This window comes from Flavobacterium sp. W20_MBD1_R3 (assembly GCF_052119725.1).
Taxonomy (GTDB): Bacteria; Bacteroidota; Bacteroidia; order Flavobacteriales; family Flavobacteriaceae; genus Flavobacterium.
The window spans coordinates 1-21,128 of the sequence record NZ_JBGQOR010000014.1 but is presented as its reverse complement, the minus strand read 5'-3'; the positions used below and the strand labels follow the sequence as shown (position 1 = coordinate 21,128).

The window sequence follows — 21,128 nt, the reverse complement described above, 5'->3', positions numbered from 1 at the left end:
TAAAGTGAGTCGCTATTGCACAAGTACAAGGGCAACTTTTTAAATTTAAGAATACTGATTGTTGTTAGGTTTAGAAACAAAAATATAGAGAATAGCATTTTGTTGTGTGGTATAATTGTATTGTACATAATTGCGAGGGCGAATTTTATTGCGTTTAAATTTTAGTAAATAGAATTTTTCGTAGCAAAACATTTGAATTGTAATTCGTTTTTTATCAGCATATTGACATAAATAAATCTTTTGTGCTGGATTCCCAAAGCACTAAAAAAGTACCTGATGATGCCCGGTTGTTTGGGTTGAATTAGAAAAATTGTGTAGTGGGTATTTGAATTGTAAGGCGTAAATACATGCCAAGAGATTTTTTTATTCTAAAGACAACTAAAATTATCCTATGTTTGATCAATATTTAAATCTCTCAAATTATGATTCATAAACTGTTTTCTCCAGCTTCTTGGTCTGCTAATGCAACGGATTGGGCTTCCCTTATTTTACGACTAACATTTGGTTTATTGATGCTGAGTCATGGTATTCCAAAACTGATGAAGTTAATGAATGGCAGCATGGAATTTGGGGATCCAATAGGCATTGGAGTTCCAGCATCATTGACCCTGACTGTTTTTGCCGAAGTGTTGTGTTCCTTATTTATAATTCTAGGATTATGGACCAGATTAGCATTAATTCCGCTTATAATTACAATGGCAGTTGCGGTATTTATTGTTCATATTAATCACGATTTAGGAACAATGGAACCAGCGTTATTATATTTTTTGGCTTATTGTTCGATGTTTTTATTAGGAAGTGGTTCCTTTTCTATTGATGCCCTTTTGAAAAAAAGAGCATAAACCAATTTTCCTTTTCCTGTAATTTCAAGCTGTTAGTAGTATTCAATTTATTAAATGCATAAAAATATAGCTATGAATATTATGAAAGTTGTTGCACTTTTATATTTAAAACCAAAGCGATGTAAGCTTACAAATCAAGCTATTTGAGTTCTATTTTTTTATTTAAACATAAGTGAAATTTTAATAATTATGCGGAGCGGGTTAATTCTAATAGCAGCATTTTTAATTATTAGGTTTTTGCGGTATAGTTAAAGTTTTTGCTTGTTGTGCAATTTCATAAAAGCAATAATTTCATCAAATCGATTACTCCAAGGCGAGAAATACTGAAGTACCATTGGGACGTGTTTTTTATTTAAGCGAATTGGCGTCACATGAGATTGAAATGGTTGTAAAGCAGCTACAAAACGATTGTTTGCAATTTTTATAGAATTATACGTTTTGTCTCCTACATAAATTAACAAAGGTGGTGTGTTTTTATTTAAAAAATAGATGGGAGAAGCATCTTTCCATTGTTGCGGATTTGAGGTCCATGTAGTACTATAATCATCCTTGTCCGTTGGTGGATTTTCTTCTAAATAATGTAGCATGTCCAGTCCTGCCGCATCATTGAGGATAATGCCAGCAATTGTACCCGTTTCAATACCATATTTAGGATTCATGACACTCAAAGCTGCTAGATGTCCGCCTGCTGAATGTCCCGTGATATAAATCTTAGTAGAATTCCCATTATGTTGACTGATATGCTCTTTTGTCCACTGAATTACGGATGCAATTTGTATGGCCATATCATCGTAATTAGCATTGGGACTCAACGTATAATTGGGGATTACAGTAATAATGCCTTTTCTGGCAAAATTTCTTCCCAATAAATCATACGTTCCTTTTCTACCACTGTTCCAATTTCCACCATGAATAAAGATTAAAACAGGTCTTGCCGTCGAATTTGATTTACTGGGAACAAAAATATTTAGCAGTGGTTCATCTGATTTTTTATTGAACGCTGTTAAATATGAAACGTCAGTTCTTTTTTTTGCACCGCAGTTAACCAGCAAAAGACCATTTAATACCAATAGTAAAACGATTAAGAAACGCATGTTTTTTCTACGAATATAATATAAAAATTTAAGGGTACTACAATCGACTTTGAAATATCAAACAAAATATGGAGGGTAATGTATTCTTAAATTTTAATGCCAATCGAAATAATTTTAAACAAAAAAGGCTGTCTTTTCGGACAGCCTCTTTGTGTTTATTTGTATTTGTTTAGTTGAATTGTGACGCTATGTATTCAATTAAGCTTTCATCACTCATTTTATTAGAAGTACTTTCTTTAGTCTCAACATTTTTGTATTGTGGAGTTTCACTCAAATATTTAATGAATTGTTCTTGAGCTGTACCAGGACCGGTTACATGCAATTCATCAACATTTTGCATGTGAGCAGTGATGTTTTTGAATAATTTGTGAAGTGAATCTCTTTCCGCATTATTAGCTGCATTCTCGCTGGAATTACCACCTTGACCTTCTTCTTGTTCGTGACCTAAAACAACGAATTCACCTGAATCTATACTTTCTCTACCTACAATAGTTGCATGATGTGTGTCCATCCAAACTCCAAATTGTTTTTTACCTTTTTCTGACATGATTATTTGTTTATTTTATTAATACTTATTTTACTAAATGGTGCAAAAAGCATGCCGCAACGATGTCATTATTGCAAAAGAATAGATGTCAATTATCCAGTTACATTTTAGATATATCAAGCTGAACAGCCGTTTGTGGTAGATCAGTTATAATAAAGAAACTGGACAAAATTACTAAAATATAGTTGTACCTCGATGATAAAGCGACTGATAAAATGGTAGTATCATTGATTTTTTATACTACAAATGAATTTAAATTGGAATTTATAAATTACGATTTTTGGTAGCCGACTATTTTAACTACAAAAATACGGACAACTTTTATTCTTTTATAGCGGTTGTATTTCAATTTAAAGAGGTTAATTATTATTACGTTATTTAGCTACGGGCATGGTACATATCGCAGAAATTAATTTAGGTTTGAGCTTTTCATTCACTCTAAAAAGTAGTTGAAAACGAGTAGTGTTTCTATATTTTACTTTTAGTTTCTAAAAATAGGATAGATTTTCCTGTTGGAATTGTAATTTTGTAATGGTTGCATTTTTATGCAAAGCAGACGAATCTTTAAAAACAAATAAAATGGAAGTAGAAAAAATAATAAAAGAAAAAAGAGGGACTATTGTCGACGTACGTTCCTATGACGAATTTATAGGTGGTCATGTTGCGGGTTCGATCAATATCCCGTTGAATGAAATACCACATAGAATGCAAGAAATACAGGAGCTAAAAGCGCCTTTGGTATTGTGCTGTGCATCCGGAAACAGAAGTGGACAGGCTCAAGTATTTTTAACTGCTCACGGACTGGAATGCTACAACGGAGGTTCCTGGATGGATGTGAATTATTATCAATCTCAAATAGAATAAAATGATAGACAGAATTAAAAAATTATTCGGCTTTGGTGCCAAAGTAAACTATCTAGATTTGATAGCACAAGGGGCCGTTATAGTAGATGTGCGTAGTAAATCAGAATATTTAGCAGGACACATTAAAGGTTCTATGAACATTCCTGTTGATACATTGCGCAATAATTTATTTAAGTTAAAAGATAAAAACCAGCCTATTATTACTTGTTGTGCTTCGGGAATGCGAAGGGCTTCGGCAAAAAGTATTTTGAAATCAAATGGCTTTATGAAAGTGTATAATGGCGGTGGCTGGAGTAGTCTCAAAAATAAAATTACAGCGTAAATGAGTAAATTTCAAATCGATAAATAATATAATTCTTATTATCAATTAGTTAATTAACAGTTAGTTATGTTCTAATATGTTTAATTTTATTGTGCTTAAAAAAGTAAGTACAGCGTTATATAGCGAAATATTGTTTGCAGTAATCGTTATTAAAATTAATCTTTAAAACTATCGTTATGAGAACTACCATCAGTAAAAATGAAGAAATTAAAGGGACAGTGCGCGCTACAAAAAACGCAGCACATGGATTGAGAGATTTATTTGAAGTTGGATTGAAAGACATTTATTGGGCTGAAAAAGTATTGACTAAAACCTTACCCAAAATGGTCAAAAATGCTTCATCACCGGAATTAGTGAACTCCTTAAAAAACCAATTAAGTGATTCTCACGAACATGTTTCCCGGTTAGAAAAAATATTTGAAGTGACCGGTATTAAGCCTGTTGCTAAAAAATGTGATGCTATGCAAGGAATATTAAAAGAGACAAATGATCTCATTAGAGAAACAGATGTTGGTATGGTCCGTGATGCCGGAATCATTGCTGCGGATCAAAAAGTAAAGCATTATGAAATTGCAACGTATGGGACTTTGCATGCTTTTGCAAAAACATTAGGGGAAAACAAAGCAGCTAATTTATTGTCGCTCACTCTTGACGATGAAAAAAGAACTGATGCAGCTTTGACCGGAATTGCAGTATCTTCGATAAATACGCAAGCTTATAAAGCGAATGCAATCACAAATGTAAAAATGTAGTTTTTGTGACTAGATAATAATTTCTATTTTTAAAATAAAAAAGCCTAAAGTAAAATAGGAACATGCCCCAAAAAGTTAGACACTATTTGGGGCTTTTTGTTTTGTTATTTCTAGTACAAACGAACAAACTATTTGAGCAATAATAAGTAGATTTAATTATAAATTTTGGTATGTCTTATATAAAAGAGTTGTCTTGTAAGGGAAGTAGTATCTTGTCCTAATCGTGCACTAAAAAGAATTTCTTCTGATAATGCTGCATAATAATTTTTTGAAATAATTGGTTTTTTCGTTTTATGGACTAGATGTAGCATTATAGGACAAAATAATTAAAACATAAAGTGTAGAAAATAAATAGAACTCCAACTAGTACATAGAAATCGATTTTTTTTAAAATCGCTTTAAAATTAATATGGTTATTTTTTTGCTGAAATTCAGTATTAAATTTTTCATTTATTGTAGATTCGGTTGGAAATATAAATCTAGCGATACTAAATCGTCTGGCTACAAGTATTTTTACGTGGTTTTATTTAGAAAGTAGATTGATGCGTTGATTTAAAAGTTAAATAGTACTCATTTAAATGGCTTCCTTTCTATCTTTGAAATATAAAAGGCAATACAATGATTTCCAATCGATTTATATATATTCTGTTATTTCTACTATCCTTCTCTGCAAAAGCTTCTTTTATTTTGTTGCCAATGGATGAAACCACACAACAAAATCATTTGAAAGCGTATGGAATCACGTTTTGGTGTCTGGAGAAAAATTACAAAGCAAGTTGGTTGCTCAATTACCGAGGTGGTTCATTTTTATTACCAGATGCGGCAGAAATACGAAAAGAATGTCAGATTAGGGGAGTAAGTTTTGAAATCGTTTCAGAAGGGGAAGAATTGATAATCTTAAATGAAATCTCTAGTCCTTCCCAAAATATGGAATCTGTTATTTTAGAGAAAGCACCAAAAATTGCAGTGTATACACCAAAAGGGAAACAGCCGTGGGATGACGCAGTAACAATGGTTTTGACCTATGCCGAAATTCCTTTTACCGCCATATATGATGAGGAAGTACTTGCAGATCAATTACTACTTTATGACTGGTTGCATTTGCATCACGAAGATTTTACAGGTCAATATGGGAAATTTTTCGGGGCATACAAAAATGTACCTTGGTATATTGAACAAAAGAAGGAGGCCGAAGCATTGGCACTAAAATTAGGCTTTTTAAAAGTTTCTGAAGAAAAAAGAGCAGTTACTAAAAAGATTAGAGATTTTGTAATAGGAGGTGGGTTTATGTTTGCCATGTGCTCTGCAACGGATAGTTTTGATATTGCTCTTGCAGCGGATGAGGTAGATATTTGTGAGGCTATGTTTGATGGGGATGCGAGTGAAGCAAATTACCAATCGAAGATGAATTATAGCAATTCTTTTGCTTTTAAAGATTTTATTTTAGAGCGAAGACCAGAACAATATGAGTTCTCGGATATTGATATGACTTCAAAACGTAAAATTCCGATGGAAAAAGATTACTTCACTTTAATGGAATTTTCGGCTAAATGGGATCCTATTCCCACTATGTTATGTCAAAATCACACGCAACTTGTCAAAGGATTTATGGGACAAACCACTTCATTTGATGCTGAACTTGTAAAATCAAATGTTTTAGTTCTTGGAACATGTGAACTAAATGGGGAAGCCCGTTACATTCATGGACAGAAAGGGAAAGGAATGTTTACTTTTTATGGCGGTCATGATCCGGAAGATTTTCAGCATCAGGTAGGCGATCCACCTACGGTTTTAGACTTGCATGCAAATTCACCTGGATACCGCTTGATTTTAAACAATGTTTTGTTTCCTGCAGCCAAGAAGAAAAAATTAAAAACTTAATTTTAAAAAGCCAATCACTACCGATTGGCCTTTTTTTTTAGCCCTGATGGAAGTGGCATCCTTTCTTTGCCTTCTTTAGGCAAAGAAAGATAAAACGGACAGCAGGAATAGCTCCAAATAATTGAAATTCAAAAAAAAAGCTACATTTTACTGTAGCTTTTGTGATTAAGTCAATAAATAATTAAACGCTTCCGTGTTCATTTTCCTTATCCAGATATTCCTGAACAATATCAATTGCATTAGTAACAACGTCGCTTAATGCAGTGATGAAACTTCCTTCCTCAGCACAGTTGATGGCATGTTTGATGGCTTCTGTTTCTTTAGGTATAATTTCATAGGTTACGGATCTTCCTGAATTTTTAATTCCTTCAAGAATTAGAGAGATGATTTCATCCTCAGTTCTTCCTCTTAAATATTTTTCTTGTCGGATGATGATGTGGTCAAACATTCTGGAGGCTATGTTAGCACATTCTATGATGTCTTCGTCTCTGCGATCACCAACTCCGGCAATAATGCCAATTTTTTTAGTGGCTTCAACACTTTCTAAGTAGTCTTCTACTCCTTTATAACCGGATGCATTATGAGCAAAATCAATTAATACTTTGAATTTTTTGAATTCAAAAATGTTCATTCGTCCTGGTGTTTGTGCAGCACTTGGAATAAAAGTTTGTAGAGACAAGCTGATATCTTCAGTTTTGAAACCCCATAAGTAACTTGCTAAAGTGGCTGCAAGAACATTGGCAATCATAAATTTTGCTTTTCCGCCTAGTGTCAACGGTACGTGAGTGGCACGTTCAATTCGGATTTTCCATTCTCCTTTTTTGATGGTTATGAATCCATTTTCATAAACAGCAACCGTTTTTCCTTCGGCACATAATTTTTTGATGAAATCATTGTCTTCACTTAAACTAAAATAAGCAACATTGCAATTTAGATCTTGGCCTATTTTTACACAATGTTCATCATCACCATTCAAAACAGCCCAGCCATCTTTTTTGATGCTTTTTACCACCGTGGCTTTTACTCTGGCTAAATCGTCTAAGGTGTGAATGTCACTTAAACCTAAATGATCTTCTTGAATATTAGTAATGATTCCAATATCGCAGCGGTTAAAGCCTAAACCGGAACGAAGAATTCCGCCTCTTGCAGTTTCCAGCACGGCAAACTCTACGGTAGGATCTCTCAAAATATATTCGGCACTGATAGGTCCTGTGGTATCTCCTTTTTCCATCATGTGATTTTGAATATAAATCCCATCTGATGTAGTAAATCCTACTTTGAATCCGTTATTTTTTACAATATGAGCAATAAGTCGGGTAGTAGTTGTTTTTCCATTGGTACCCGTAACGGCTATTATTGGAATACGACAGGATTTTCCGGGAGGATAAAGCATATCAATAACCGGAGCAGCTACGTTTCTTGGTAATCCTTCAGAAGGGGCGAGGTGCATTCTAAAACCGGGTGCGGCATTTACTTCTAGAATTACGCCGCCATTTTCTTTTAAAGGTTGTGTTAAGTTTTCGGCCATAATATCTACACCGCAAATATCCAGTCCAATAACTCTTGAAATTCTTTCGGCAAGAAAAATATTTTCAGGATGCATCATATCAGTTACATCAACAGAAGTACCTCCAGTGCTTAAATTAGCAGTAGATTTTAGGAATACAATTTCACCAATTCTAGGCACGGTTGCTAGGGTATAGTTTAATTTTTCGAGTAAATCCTCAGTATCTCGATCTACATCTATTTGGGTTAATACGTTTTCATGTCCGTATCCTCTTCTTGGATCCATGTTCGTAATATCAATTAATTGCTGAACGGAATCTGTTCCATTTCCAATTACGTGTGCAGGAACTCGTTTTGCAGCAGCAACTAATTTATTATCGATTACTAAGAGTCTAAAATCGAAACCAGTTATGAATTTCTCAACAATGGTTCGTTTTCCATATTGCTGTGCAAAAGCTAAACCGGACACTGCATCTTCCCAGTTGGTAACATTTATCGAGGCTCCTTTTCCGTGATTTCCATCTAATGGTTTTAAAACAATGGGGTAGCCAATTTTTTTAATAGTTTCAGCTAAGTCTTCTTCGTCTGAACAGATACTTCCACTAGCAACGGGAATCGAAGCCATATCGAGCATCTTTTTTGTCAGTTCTTTATTGCAGGCCATATCTACGGCTATGCTGCTGGTTTTGCAGGTAATAGTAGCTTGAAAACGCATTTGATTAATTCCGTATCCTAACTGTACTAAGGAATTTGTACCCAATCGTATCCAAGGAATATTTCGGGAAACGGCCTCTTCAACAATACTTCCGGTGCTTGGGCCAAGACGAACACGTTCTCGTATTTCACGCATTTTCTGCAAATCGGCATTCAAGTCATATTCCGTCCCCGCAATCAACGCCTCCGCAATGGTAACAGCAGATTCCGCGGCAAACATTCCCACATTTTCTTCGGTATAACTAAAAACGACATTATAAGTCCCTGGAGTTTTTGTTTCCCGGGTTCTTCCAAATCCGGTTTCCATGCCTGCCAAAGATTGTATTTCAAGGGCAATATGTTCAATTACGTGTCCCATCCAGGTTCCTCGTTCTACTCGGGAAAAAAATCCGCCACGGCAACCTTCTGAACAGCGGTGTTCAATCATTGAAGGAAACATGGCCTCAATACGTTCTTTAAATCCGTCTATTTTATTGGTAGGAAATTGTTCCATTTCCTCTAAATCCAACCGCATTTGGATTAATTTTTTTCTTTGGATACTCCAAATATTTGGACCACGAAGGGCTTGTACTTTTATTATTTTCATAAGACGGGAATGTTATTTTTTTAAAACAAAAGGGTTGAATCTGTTGCTGTTATTTTTATTTTTAAGCACTAAAAAAAAATCAGGACTCGATGTAAATATCCAATAAAAATAGGACAGTACAGAACTAAAGTATAGTTTTTTAAGATATGAATCAAAATTTATTCTTTGAAAAGTAATAAATAGTAGTTATCAATCTGATTTTTGAAAATAAACAGAAGTTCAACAGCTCTTTTTTTATCTTTTTAGTTATTTTTGCTGGATGAATATACTAGGAAAACTAATAATAATAGGCGGTGCGGTAGATAAAGGAAGTTTTGCCGAAGCTGATTTTGATAAGAATGCTTCAAATAATTTAAACTTTTTTGAAACTGGAATTCTTAAAAGAATCATCAGCGAATCAAAACATAAGGAATTGTCTCGTATTGAAGTAGTGACAACCGCTTCAGTTATCCCAAGGGAAATAGGACCAGAATACATAAAAGCTTTTGAATATTTGGAAGCTAAAAACATCGGTGTTCTTTATATTGAAAAACGGGAGGAAGCGGCCGATGAAGCTGTTTTAGAACGATTAAGGGCAGCTGATATTGTTATGTTTACCGGTGGTGATCAATTGCGCTTGACCTCCATTCTGGGAGGAACACCCTTTCATGATATTTTATTGGATAAATACCATAACGAAGAGTTTGTTTATGCTGGAACTTCAGCAGGAGCAGCAGCTGCATCAAACAACATGATTTATCAAGGAAGCAGTGGTGAAGCCCTATTAAAAGGAGAAGTTAAAATCACCAGCGGATTGGGATTAATTGATGGAGTCATTATTGACACTCATTTTGTGCGAAGAGGAAGAATAGGTCGGTTATTTCAAGCCGTTGTGAGTAACCCAAGAGTTCTTGGCATTGGATTAGGGGAGGATACCGGTTTATTAATTACAAATAACAATAAAATGGAAGCGATAGGCTCCGGTCTGGTTATTTTAGTTGACGGTCGTGATATTAAAGATACTAATTTGACAGCGGTAGAACTGGGCCAACCTATTTCGATTAATAATTTAGTTGTTCATGTAATGAGTATGAACGACACCTATAATATTGAAACGCATACGATGCAAATTCAAACTTCACAATACCTTTAAATTTATGAACAATTATCTAGCCTGCATTTTCAGGAAGAAAGTTGCCAAATCAAAAGCCTACATCAAAAAATGAAATTAATTATACACGGGGGGTTTTTTTCTGAATCCTCCACTCAAGATGAGACAAAAATCGCCAAACAAAAAGCACTCGAGCGTATTGTAAAACAATCTTATGATTTTTTAAAAACGCATTCGGCCGCAGAAACAGTTGTTTATACTGTTTACCAATTAGAAGAGGATGAGCTGTTTAATGCGGGAACTGGTTCTCAAATACAAAGTGATGGGAAAATAAGAATGAGTGCTGCTGTAATGGATGGTACAACTCAGAAAATGAGTGGAGTTATCAATATTGAAGACGTTAGAAATCCCATACACGTTGCACAAAGATTGTTGCAACAAGAGGATCGTGTACTTGGCGGAAGCGGTGCTACTAATTTTGCCAGACAAAATGGCTTTGAATATTTTTCTACTGAAACACCACAACGACGTGCAGAATATGAAGCAAAACTAGCAGCAACGGGAACAGGAACAGTAGGTTGCGTTGCTATTGATGCCTCTGGTAAACTTGCTGCAGCAACATCTACTGGAGGAAAAGGTTTTGAAATTCCGGGACGTATTTCTGATTCAGCAACCGTAGCGGGGAATTATGCAAATGCATTTTGTGGAGTGAGTTTAACCGGAGTAGGTGAGGACATAATGAGTAACGCTACTGCTGCAAAAATTGTTACTCGCGTAACCGATGGTTTTTCTTTAAAAGAGGCTTTCGATAAAACATTTGCCGAATTAAAACCCTATGATGGCTTTGCAGGTGCTATTGCTATCGATTACAAAGGAAACATTCATCATCACGATTCACATCCTAGTATGGTTTTTGCCAGCTATGATGGGATTTCGTTTGAAGTCTTTGAATAATTTAGTAGTAAACTAACACGGATTGAGCCAATTTTCCTTCTTTATAAATTTTAAATACGAATAGGGTTTTATACTCCATTCGTGTGTGTTATTCTCTTTTATTTCCCAATGGAAAAATATTTATTGTTCGATGCAAACATCTCAATTTAAATCAAATTCAAACCAAATAGGGATGTGATCAGATATTATTCTGGCTTCTTTCAACGATTTAAAGTTTTTATAAAAAGCAATAATTCCTGAATTCAGAAGTTTTATTTTAGACGTTTTGTAATACATATTATCAAATTCAGATGCAAGACAAATCTCTTTTTTGCATTCTTGTTTCAAAGAAGTTTTTTGGTTTATCAAAACAGATTGAAACCCCATTTTTTTCAAGGGATTAAAAACAGTGTGTGATTGCGGACAATTGAAGTCTCCTGCAAAAATTAAATTCAAGGCAGGATATTCAATAGGTAAAAATTTAAAATATTTAATCTCGGTTTCAGGTTGCTTTTTTTTTGTTATCGCATGAAAATTAACCAGAGTAAATTGTTTGTTTTCATATTGAAAAGTACAAAAATAGGGTTCCCTGTCAATCTCCAGCTGGTATTTTTTTTCTAGCCATGCTTTTCCTATTTTCTTTATTTTACTCGTTTTCCAAATGAAGGCGTATCTTTCGGTTTTATAGGCGCTGCTGCTGGTGGGGTCACTGATTACGTAATCCCATTTGGCTCCTTTTCGGTTGAGTTCATCTGCCAATTTCGCTACGGCCTGAGCACCGCCATACCCGGCAACTACTTCCTGAAGGGCAATTATATCATAATTTTTCAGTGTGTTTGCAATGTAAAGAATAGTCTTTTCGGATTTCGATTTACCAAAATTAGCGATGTTCCAGGAAAGGAGTTTGGTTTGGGCAAAAGTAAAGGTGGTTAGTAAGAACACTAGCAGAGAAAGGAAGAATTTCATGTAATTGGGTAAATATTAAAAATACTTTTTATTGATAAAAAAGGGTGTCGTCCAAACGTAGCACAATTAAATGAAATTTGATGTAAATTTTAGATGTTATAGATTATTTTTTTGTTTTCTGTGTCTTCGTTCTAAATTCCTAATTCTTATTTAAATTTATTTTATAGTTGTAAATTCCTTTTTGAACTTCATTTATTATATCAATAGTTTCCAGTTTTAGTTTGGTCAATATTTTTTCTTCGATAACATTACCGTCTCTCAATCGTATTTTTATACTATAGCTTTTATGTTTATTCATTAGTAAAGTAATGACTACAATCAGAAAAAAAGAAATTAATAAGATTAATTCAGCTTGCAGATACAAATAGGAAAGGAACTCCACAATTAGTAGCATCAGAATTAGTATCAGTTTGTAAACTGGCTTTATTTTATTTATTTTAAGATGAGTCTTGTCTAATTCAGAAAATAATAATTCTTTCGATTTTTTTGTTTTGTAGGTTAAGATTATTCCGTTTTCAGCTACAGTTATCTTTTTAAAATTATTGTTAAAAGGCATGTTATTTTAAAATTAATATTTAATATTCTCATCAATTAAGGGTTTGTGATCTAACTTTTTCGTGGATGATTCTGGTCCAAAGGTTATTTTATAGGACTAGTTCAGTATTGTAACCATTTATATAACGCAAATCACTCTCCTTCGTATAACCCAATTGTTTCTAGTAGTTCGTTTTCAAACTGATATATATCATCAATCGACTGAATGATGTGTTTTATTTCGATTTTGTTTTCATTAAAAAGACCTATGTATTTTTTAGTTCCGTTGAGATGGAGTCTGCATAAAGGTTTACGGTTATTGTCGTCGAGTAATATTCCAAAATACGATTGTGTATCCCTGTGAATGATCCGATTTACAGGAACCTTTCGTCTTAAAATAGCGAGGACAACGCGATAGGCTTCCAGTTCTTCTTCACTAGTGATTACTTTGCTGGTTTCTTCAACGGGTTCAATTTTTTCTTCCTGTTGTTTGATTGTTTCTTTATTTAGTGCTGCATTCAAACGGTCATTAATTTTTTCGTTAATAAATTGATTGAAGGCTTTTTGAACTAGGATTTTAAATTCTTCCATCACTTTTTCAGTAAGTCTTCCAGCATATACTTTATTAGCAAAGAGTTTAACAAATTCATTTGAAGGATTTTCTAATTCATCATTAATTTCTTTTTTGATCTCTTTGGCATATTTCAATGCACTCGCGTTGTTTAGAATATGATCAACATTAAAACTTGATTTATGGAATTTAGCAATTTCAGTAATCGAATTTTCTTTGAGATTGATAATGTCGAATTCCAAAAAGGGCTTCTGATCCATTTTGTTTTTCTCATCTAAATCGGTATAAAACTGATATTGAATTCCATTTGTTAAGAGCGCAAAGCGAGTTTTAGTAACATGAAAGTAGCGAAAGAGCTGCGAGCTATGCACCGAAAGGTTTTCTTTCCAGGTTTTGCATTCAACAATTAGGATTGGTTCACCATTTTGAAAAATAGCATAGTCCACTTTTTCACCTTTTTTTAATCCAATATCAGCAGTAAACTCGGGTACTACTTCTAGTGGATTGAAGGCATCATAGCCTAGCATATTAATAAAGGGTAGCACAAATGCATGCTTTGTAGATTCTTCGGTTTCTATTCTATCCTTTAGCAAATTGATTTTATCTGCTAATGATTTAAGTTGAATGGTTAATTCCATAGGTTTTTGGTGTTAATGATCTTCAAACATACCACGATAAAAAATCACTTCTTTACGGTTTTCCTCATTTGGATTATTTTTTCCAAATTTTGTATACCAAATATATAATCCACAATCCGCCGATGGTCAGTATCGCTATTTGAATTGAAAATAATGAGATGCTATTTGATGTTAGTACTGTTTCCATTGGTTCTGCGTTTTGCTTTTTGAGGTATATATTATTTTGCCTTTGCGCTGTCCAGAGGAGTTTTTTGGTTGTTGTATTTTTGAAGAAAATTCAATCGGAATTTGCATTGGATAAGCGAAATACATATTTTCTTTTTTGAAAAGAGAATCTACATTAGTAGTTTTTTTGTATACTTTAGTTTTTAAAGTGTGGATTTTCACTTCTAATTCGTCATCATCATATTTTCGGTGTGTATGGTTTTGAAGTATTTGTCGCTGTTGAGATTGCTTTTTTGGTTCTGATTTGCATGAAAGTAGAAGTACAAGTGCCAGCAATATGCGGATGCAAGCGGTTATACTTTTTTTTATTCGCAGGTATTTCTTGTGTTTAAAAATTCTACTTTTTGAATTTGGGTTTATCGCCAAATCGTCTATCGTAATGTGGGGCATTTGATTTCATTTAGTGAACCAAAACTAATTACTTTCTAAATTGGTATTTTACGGGAAACCGTAAACACATAATATTTAATGAAAATAATTTGTTAGCTGCCGTCATATTTGTCAATATGGCTATACAAAGTAGGGGAATTTAGATTTCAAAGATTTGAGAATACAATAAAAAGGTGAAATTTATAGTAACTAATCCTTTTGGAGTTTTTATGGTTAGTCCTGACTTTTATTTGCTAAAAAATCTAGCTAAAGCTTTACCGCTATTTTATGTTGTAATTGTAACACATTGCTAACTGGAGAGATAGCTAATTTAAAGCCGAATAGAGGGAAATTAAACAAGTCCTAAATCTTTAGTGATAGCTATGAGATGCACATTATTATTGGCTTTAAAATATTCTTTAAGTCTATTGATGCGCTTTTCTAAACTGCTAGTGCCGTTTGGAACAATTCCAGAACCTTTAAACTCGGACGAAATTTCCTCAAGGGTGAGTCCTAGAGATAAAGACTTTAAAAGTGAAATGTCATAAGCTTCAATTTCAAAAATGGATTTACTTCTTAAAGCCCGGTTTACTTCAATAGATGGAGTAGACTTTTCATTAGTATAAAGGTTTTCTATCGTTTTTTTGAGCTCAGGAATGCTATCTCTTCCTTTAGAAACATAAGCATTGATGCCTAAATTGGTAAAAAGTGATTTGATTCTAAAGGATTTATCTTCTATAGAAAACACGATAATTTTAAGATCTGGTTGAATTTTTTTTACAGCTTCAATAAGTTCCTCTCCAGAGGATAGACGATTTTGCCTGTGATCAGGTTTAAAGGATAAATCACTAATCAACAAGTCATAAGGAACCTGAACATGCAGTGCCTTTTTTATTTTAATAAAAGCATCATCACAGTATTTAGCATGGTGAATTTCTAAAATAGAAAGCGCTTTAAGTGCTTGAATTATTGCGATGCTTATGGTGTCTAAATCTTCGGCGACTAATATTTTTTGAAACATACGGATTTTATTATATTGGAAAAATAAAACGAACTCTAAATCCTTTATTGGATTTGCTGTCAAAATTAATAGTTCCTTTTATAGCATGAATACGGTTTTCCACATTTTGAAGTCCATTTTGGGAAGTTATTTTTTCAAGTACGGTTCCAACCCCATTATCAGTATAATCTACTTGTAGTTTATTTTTAATTATTTTGAACGTTATTACAACCAAACTACATTGACTGTGTTTTTTCATGTTGATGAGCAATTCTTGTAACACCCGATAAAGAGTAATTTTTTTAGTGGTGTTTAAAGAATTCCAGTTGATTATATCCATTCCATTGGTTAATATATTAACGTCATGTGTATGAAAACCGGACATCATATCTTTTAAACCTGCTTCAAAATGAGCTCCTGCTTCAATAGTGCTATTTTCTCTGGAGATGTTTCGAGTCCGAGAATAGATGGTATCTAGGTTTGTCAGTAGTATTTCTTTATTCATATTTGTAGATAAATCTTGTGTTTCAGCAAAAGCCATGGTTTGATACACATCATTAGCTAGTTCATCATGAAGTTTTTTTGAAATTCGGATTTCAGTGCGATACGAAGTCTTTATTCTTTCTCTTCTATTTTTAGCAATGAGAAAGTTAGCTAGCGTAATACTTAATAACAGTGTGATTCCTATTACAAATGATAAGATTAGATTTCTGTTCTTTTGTTTTTCTAACAAAAGTGCATTTTCTATTTTTTGTGTTTTCAGTTCTAAATTTTCATCTTTGTCTTTCTTAGAATCATATTTTATTTTAGCAAATTGATTTTTAGCTTTTTGCCTGACTTTGTTTATACTATCGTTAATCCGTATGTAGTCTAATGATAATTTTTTAGTTTGATTTTTTGGGCTGTTTTCTATTAATAATGATAAGCTGATCAAGCGATCATTAATATCGTTTACTTTCGTAGCTTTTTCATAGGCTAATTTGGAATATTTTTGAGATAAAATTGGGTTCTCCTTCATGTAATATTCGGAAAGTCGGCAGTAGCTGGTAATTATTCCCCAAGAATAACCCCTTTGTTTATTAATTCTTAGTGATTCATTTATGTATGTAATCCCTTTTGGATTGCCCGTTTTAAAATAACAATAGCCCAAATTTTCTATTATTCTAGAATAGTCTTCCGGGGCTTTAAAAATCTTTTTATTCAAGGATAGTGGTAAAAATATTGTGATAGCTTTTTTGTATTCCTCCTTAACCATATATATAGAAGCAATGTTATTTCTACTCGCTGCCTTTCTATCCTCATCAGTATTTAAGTTTAAGGCTTTGTTGTTGTAATATAATGCATTATCGTAGTCAAATAATTGCATATAATTAATAGCCATTGTGGTATAAACACCCCAATGGTGTAAGGGATTTGAATTGTTTATTAAAAAAGGAAAAGCCTCAAGAATTGTAGCTTCACTCCCAGAATAATCTCCTTGATTTTGTTCTATAGTTGCCAGATTAACCAAGCTATAGATGATTTTGGTAGTGTCTTTTTTTACATCGCAAGCTAATTTTGCTTCGTTGAAGTAGTAGTAGGAACTGTCATATTCTAATTTCTCAAAATGTTTTTCACCTAGATTTATAAGACGATCTATCTCGGCAGCATTTTTTTTCTTATGAGATATATTGTCTGTTTTTTCTGTACAGGATTGCATGTTTAGTAGTAGCAGGAATAACAAGACGCAAATAGAAGAAGTTGGCTTTTGTAGTAACATTCGTCGAAATTACAGTATTTAAATAGGATACTGATACAAGTGCGAGACTATTTTTAAAGAATGATATCGGCTTGGGGCGAAATTAGTTCAAACAAAAAAACCCCAATCTTTCGATTGAGGTTTTTATATAAGTAAGTAATCTAAATTGAGTTATAAAACGTTTATTTTACTTTATTAAGTATTGCTTTGAAAGCTACTGGGTGATTCATCGCTAAATCTGCAAGAACTTTACGGTTCAATTCGATTCCGTTAGCTTTTACTTTCCCCATGAATTGTGAATAAGACATTCCTTCCAATCTAGCTCCAGCGTTGATACGTTGAATCCATAAAGCACGGAAATTTCTTTTATTCACTTTTCTGTCACGGTAAGCGTAGCACATTGCTTTCTCTACCGCATTCTTAGCAACTGTCCAAACGTTTTTACGTCTACCAAAGAAACCTTTGGCTTGCTTCATTATTTTTTTTCTTCTTGCTCTTTTTGCAACTGAATTTACCGATCTTGGCATAATTTTATTGTTTTTTTGTAGCAGGCGGCTTGAATTAAATCAAAAGCACTTAATGGCCATACTCCAAGGTTATTTTAAATTGTTTTAACCTAAAGAATTTAATTTTTTAAAAATTCGAGTCTTAATACTCAAATCTTAATACTAATTATATAATTCTTAATTGTTGTTTAATGCTTTTCATATCTGTTTTGTGAACTAGCGCTGAATGTGTCAAAGCTAATTTACGTTTTTTAGATTTTTTAGTCAAGATGTGACTTTTAAAAGCATGCTTTCTTTTAATCTTTCCAGAACCAGTAACTTTAAAACGTTTCTTGGCGCTAGATTTGGTTTTCATTTTAGGCATTTTTTCCTAGTGTTTTAATTTATTCTTACTTACTTATCGTTTTGTCTAAAAGTCAAAAGTCATAAAGTCTAACGTTAAGACTTTTGGACTTATGACTTATTTATTTCTTTTTCTTCGGAGCTATGAACATGATCATTCTCTTTCCTTCCAGAACCGGCATCGCTTCTACTTTTCCAAATTCTTCAAGATCTGTTGCTAATCTTAATAATAAGATTTGACCTTGATCTTTATAAATAATAGAACGGCCTTTAAAGAAAACAAACGCTTTCAATTTAGCTCCTTCTTTTAAGAATTTTTCTGCGTTTTTTCTCTTAAATTCATAATCATGCTCATCTGTTTGAGGTCCAAAACGAATTTCCTTAACGATTACTTGTGTAGATTTCGCCTTAAGGATTTTATCACGTTTCTTTTGCTCGTAAACAAATTTCTTGTAATCCATGATTTTGCAAACCGGAGGTTCAGCATTAGGGGAAATCTCAACTAAATCCAATTCAAATTGGTCAGCTAATCGCAAAGCTTCTGAAAGTTTAAAAACTCCAGGCTCTATATTCTCACCTACAAGTCTCACTTCTTGTACACCACGAATCAGACTGTTTATTCTATGGGCATCTTTTTTTTCTACGCGAGGTTGGTAACCTCTGTTGCTTCTTATTGCTATGACTTTATATTTTTAAGTTAAACTGTGAATACTTTTAATGTTTTGTTGATTTCATCGTTGACAATAGCGACAAATTCTTCTATTGTAACGCTGATATTTCCTTTTCCTTCTTGTCCGTGACGACGGATAGAAATGGTTCCATTTTTCTCTTCTTCCTCGCCTACGATCAACATAAACGGGGTTTTTTGCATTTCTGCATCTCTAATTTTCTTCCCGATTGTCTCGTTTCTATTATCAATGAGGGCGCGAATTTCGTGATTTTCTAGCAAATCTAAAACTTTTTTCGCATATATTTCATATTTCTCGCTCAAAGACAAGATTATAGCTTGTTCTGGCATTAACCAAAGCGGGAAATTCCCTGCAGTATGCTCCAGCAAAATAGCTATAAATCGTTCCATCGAACCAAAAGGTGCTCTGTGAATCATCACTGGTCTATGTAGTTCGTTATCAGATCCTTTGTAAGTTAGGTCAAAACGTTCTGGTAAATTATAATCTACCTGAATCGTTCCTAATTGCCACTGTCTTCCCAAAGCATCTTTTACCATGAAATCTAATTTGGGGCCATAGAAGGCAGCTTCGCCATATTCAACAACGGTGCTCAATCCTTTGTCTGCAGCTGCGTTGATAATAGCATTTTCTGCTTTTTCCCAGTTTTCATCACTTCCTATATATTTATCCCTATTCTCTTTATCTCTCAAAGAGATCTGAGCCGTAAAGTTTTCGAAACCTAAAGAACCAAAAACATACAGTACTAAGTCAATTACTTTCTTAAACTCTTCATCTAGTTGTTCCGGAGTACAAAAAATGTGTGCATCATCCTGAGTAAAACCTCTTACGCGAGTTAAACCATGTAATTCACCACTTTGCTCATATCTGTAAACTGTACCAAATTCAGCATAACGCTTTGGTAAATCCTTGTAAGACCATGGTCTTACATTATATATTTCACAGTGATGAGGGCAGTTCATTGGTTTCAATAAAAACTCTTCACCTTCAGCTGGAGTGCTTATGGGTTGAAAGCTGTCTGCACCATATTTTGCATAATGACCCGAAGTGACATACAATTCTTTTTGGCCTATATGTGGCGTAATTACTTGCTCATAACCCGCTTTCTTTTGAGCCTTTTTCAAAAACTGTTCTAAACGATCTCTCAATGCAGCACCTTTTGGCAACCATAAAGGTAAACCAGCTCCAACTTTTTGTGAAAAAGCAAATAGCTCCAATTCCTTTCCTAGTTTTCTATGGTCGCGACGTTTTGCCTCTTCTAGTAATATAAGGTATTCTGTTAGATCTTTTTGTTTGGGAAACGAAGTTCCATAAACACGGGTTAACTGTTTGTTTTTTTCATCACCACGCCAGTAAGCACCGGCAACGCTCATGATCTTCATCGCTTTGATTATTCCGGTATTTGGAATATGACCACCGCGGCATAAATCAGTAAACGTGTCATGATCGCAAAATGTAATTGTACCGTCTTCAAGATTGGTAATCATCTCTGTTTTGTAAACGTTGTCCTTATACAGTTCTAAAGCTGCTGCTTTAGATACGGGACGAAGTTTGAACTCGTGCTTTCCTCTTGCTATTTCAAGAACTCGATCTTCAATTTTTTTGAAGTCAGCGTCTGTGATCTTTTGATCTTCAAAATCTACATCATAGTAAAACCCATTAGATATTGCTGGTCCGAGAGTTAATTTTATACCTGGATACATTTCCTCTAGAACCTGTGCCATTACATGTGAAGTAGAGTGCCAAAAAGCCTTTTTTCCGCCTTCGTCATTCCATGTATACAAAATAAGACTACCGTCCGTTGTCAAAGGAGTCGTGGTTTCTACAGTTGTACCATCAAAAGATGCCGAAATTACATTTCTTGCAAATCCTTCACTTATGCTTTTGGCAACATCCATTGGAGTTGTTCCTGAAGCAAACTCTTTAACTGACCCATCGGGTAAAGTAATCTTAATCATTGTTTATTATTTTAAGAATGCAAATATAGAGCATTGTAGAAATACACACAATATATATACAAGGTTTGTTGCTTTAATAGGAATAAATGCAAAATAGGGACTCATTATATATATATAGTAAAGAACTGGGTTTTCTATCAGGAGCTATTTCCCGCTATCCATTGCAATCTTTTCTCTCGTAAAAGAAACGAGAGAAAAGGATTTTCACTGCTATCGGGGCTAAGGAAGTCGTTGTAGTAAGGTGTAATGTACTGAAAACGCAATTTATTGTCAAATTTCGAGATATTTATCAGAGGAAGAAAAAGCTCGAAGGGCTGGTATTGTAGTAGGAATAGTCATTTTAGCGAGGTAAGCGGTATGTTTTTGGGGAAGGAGGGATTATTTATAAAAAAACTTAGCGCTTCAAGAATCATGTTTCCAGCGACTTAAAGAGAAAGTCATGAAAAGGTTAAATAAAAGTAAAA

General features: G+C 33.8%; 21 protein-coding genes. 8 read left to right on the top strand and 13 right to left on the bottom strand.

What is annotated here, in order from left to right; genetic code table 11:
• The first annotated feature begins 422 nt into the window (after positions 1-422).
• Positions 423-842 carry a DoxX family protein gene (locus ACEN2F_RS13485; protein ID WP_441740043.1) on the top strand — a complete coding sequence of 140 codons (420 nt, stop codon included), beginning with the start codon at positions 423-425 and terminating at the stop codon, positions 840-842.
• A 248-nt stretch (positions 843-1,090) separates the two neighbouring features.
• On the opposite strand, the gene ACEN2F_RS13480 is transcribed toward ACEN2F_RS13485, so the two are convergent.
• Positions 1,091-1,936 carry an alpha/beta hydrolase gene (locus ACEN2F_RS13480; RefSeq protein ID WP_441740042.1) on the bottom strand — a complete coding sequence of 282 codons (846 nt, stop codon included), beginning with the start codon at positions 1,934-1,936 and terminating at the stop codon, positions 1,091-1,093.
• A 169-nt stretch (positions 1,937-2,105) separates the two neighbouring features.
• Positions 2,106-2,483: a hypothetical protein gene (locus tag ACEN2F_RS13475; RefSeq protein WP_441740039.1), complete on the bottom strand. Its 378-nt coding sequence runs from the start codon at positions 2,481-2,483 to the stop codon at positions 2,106-2,108.
• Positions 2,484-2,739: 256 nt separating this feature from the next.
• Here ACEN2F_RS13475 and ACEN2F_RS13470 point away from each other — a divergent pair, with 256 nt between their 5' ends.
• From ACEN2F_RS13470 to ACEN2F_RS13450, 5 genes are all read left to right on the top strand, one after another.
• Positions 2,740-2,865, top strand: a complete 126-nt coding sequence (locus ACEN2F_RS13470; protein WP_441740092.1) for a hydroxyisourate hydrolase — start codon at positions 2,740-2,742, stop codon at positions 2,863-2,865.
• Between the two features lie 197 nt (positions 2,866-3,062).
• Entirely contained in the window at positions 3,063-3,347 is a 285-nt protein-coding gene (locus tag ACEN2F_RS13465; protein ID WP_441740037.1) for a rhodanese-like domain-containing protein, read from the top strand.
• A 1-nt stretch (position 3,348) separates the two neighbouring features.
• A complete protein-coding gene (locus tag ACEN2F_RS13460; RefSeq protein WP_441740034.1) occupies positions 3,349-3,669 on the top strand; it encodes a rhodanese-like domain-containing protein in 321 nt (106 codons plus the stop codon).
• Positions 3,670-3,845: 176 nt separating this feature from the next.
• Positions 3,846-4,421: a YciE/YciF ferroxidase family protein gene (locus ACEN2F_RS13455; protein ID WP_441740032.1), complete on the top strand. Its 576-nt coding sequence runs from the start codon at positions 3,846-3,848 to the stop codon at positions 4,419-4,421.
• Between the two features lie 618 nt (positions 4,422-5,039).
• Positions 5,040-6,302, top strand: a complete 1,263-nt coding sequence (locus ACEN2F_RS13450; protein WP_441740029.1) for an asparagine synthetase B — start codon at positions 5,040-5,042, stop codon at positions 6,300-6,302.
• 181 nt (positions 6,303-6,483) lie between these two features.
• On the opposite strand, the gene cphA is transcribed toward ACEN2F_RS13450, so the two are convergent.
• Complete coding sequence (cphA, locus tag ACEN2F_RS13445; protein WP_441740027.1) at positions 6,484-9,108, bottom strand: cyanophycin synthetase; 2,625 nt, start codon at positions 9,106-9,108, stop codon at positions 6,484-6,486.
• A gap of 259 nt (positions 9,109-9,367) precedes the next feature.
• Here cphA and ACEN2F_RS13440 point away from each other — a divergent pair, with 259 nt between their 5' ends.
• A complete protein-coding gene (locus tag ACEN2F_RS13440) occupies positions 9,368-10,240 on the top strand; it encodes a cyanophycinase (protein WP_441740024.1) in 873 nt (290 codons plus the stop codon).
• A 69-nt stretch (positions 10,241-10,309) separates the two neighbouring features.
• A complete protein-coding gene (locus ACEN2F_RS13435; RefSeq protein ID WP_441740022.1) occupies positions 10,310-11,152 on the top strand; it encodes an isoaspartyl peptidase/L-asparaginase in 843 nt (280 codons plus the stop codon).
• 141 nt (positions 11,153-11,293) lie between these two features.
• On the opposite strand, the gene ACEN2F_RS13430 is transcribed toward ACEN2F_RS13435, so the two are convergent.
• From ACEN2F_RS13430 to thrS, 10 genes are all read right to left on the bottom strand, one after another.
• Positions 11,294-12,097: an endonuclease/exonuclease/phosphatase family protein gene (locus ACEN2F_RS13430; RefSeq protein ID WP_441740019.1), complete on the bottom strand. Its 804-nt coding sequence runs from the start codon at positions 12,095-12,097 to the stop codon at positions 11,294-11,296.
• 139 nt (positions 12,098-12,236) lie between these two features.
• Entirely contained in the window at positions 12,237-12,653 is a 417-nt protein-coding gene (locus tag ACEN2F_RS13425; RefSeq protein WP_441740017.1) for a hypothetical protein, read from the bottom strand.
• 131 nt (positions 12,654-12,784) lie between these two features.
• Entirely contained in the window at positions 12,785-13,840 is a 1,056-nt protein-coding gene (locus ACEN2F_RS13420; protein ID WP_441740014.1) for a type I restriction endonuclease, read from the bottom strand.
• Positions 13,841-14,011: 171 nt separating this feature from the next.
• The gene (locus ACEN2F_RS13415; protein ID WP_441740011.1) at positions 14,012-14,455 is read right to left on the bottom strand and encodes a hypothetical protein; all 444 of its coding nucleotides are present in this window, start codon (positions 14,453-14,455) and stop codon (positions 14,012-14,014) included.
• A 331-nt stretch (positions 14,456-14,786) separates the two neighbouring features.
• Positions 14,787-15,455, bottom strand: a complete 669-nt coding sequence (locus tag ACEN2F_RS13410; protein ID WP_441740008.1) for a DUF5932 domain-containing protein — start codon at positions 15,453-15,455, stop codon at positions 14,787-14,789.
• A 10-nt stretch (positions 15,456-15,465) separates the two neighbouring features.
• Complete coding sequence (locus tag ACEN2F_RS13405; protein WP_441740005.1) at positions 15,466-17,133, bottom strand: tetratricopeptide repeat-containing sensor histidine kinase; 1,668 nt, start codon at positions 17,131-17,133, stop codon at positions 15,466-15,468.
• 221 nt (positions 17,134-17,354) lie between these two features.
• On the bottom strand, positions 17,355-17,699 hold the full coding sequence (rplT, locus tag ACEN2F_RS13400) for a 50S ribosomal protein L20 (RefSeq protein WP_291097929.1): 345 nt from the start codon (positions 17,697-17,699) through the stop codon (positions 17,355-17,357).
• A gap of 145 nt (positions 17,700-17,844) precedes the next feature.
• Positions 17,845-18,042 (bottom strand): 50S ribosomal protein L35, encoded by a 198-nt coding sequence (gene rpmI, locus ACEN2F_RS13395; protein WP_022827375.1) that lies wholly within the window; start codon positions 18,040-18,042, stop codon positions 17,845-17,847.
• 100 nt (positions 18,043-18,142) lie between these two features.
• Positions 18,143-18,700, bottom strand: a complete 558-nt coding sequence (gene infC, locus ACEN2F_RS13390) for a translation initiation factor IF-3 (protein WP_441740089.1) — start codon at positions 18,698-18,700, stop codon at positions 18,143-18,145.
• A 17-nt stretch (positions 18,701-18,717) separates the two neighbouring features.
• Entirely contained in the window at positions 18,718-20,664 is a 1,947-nt protein-coding gene (gene thrS / locus ACEN2F_RS13385) for a threonine--tRNA ligase (RefSeq protein ID WP_441740001.1), read from the bottom strand.
• Positions 20,665-21,128 lie beyond the last annotated feature (464 nt).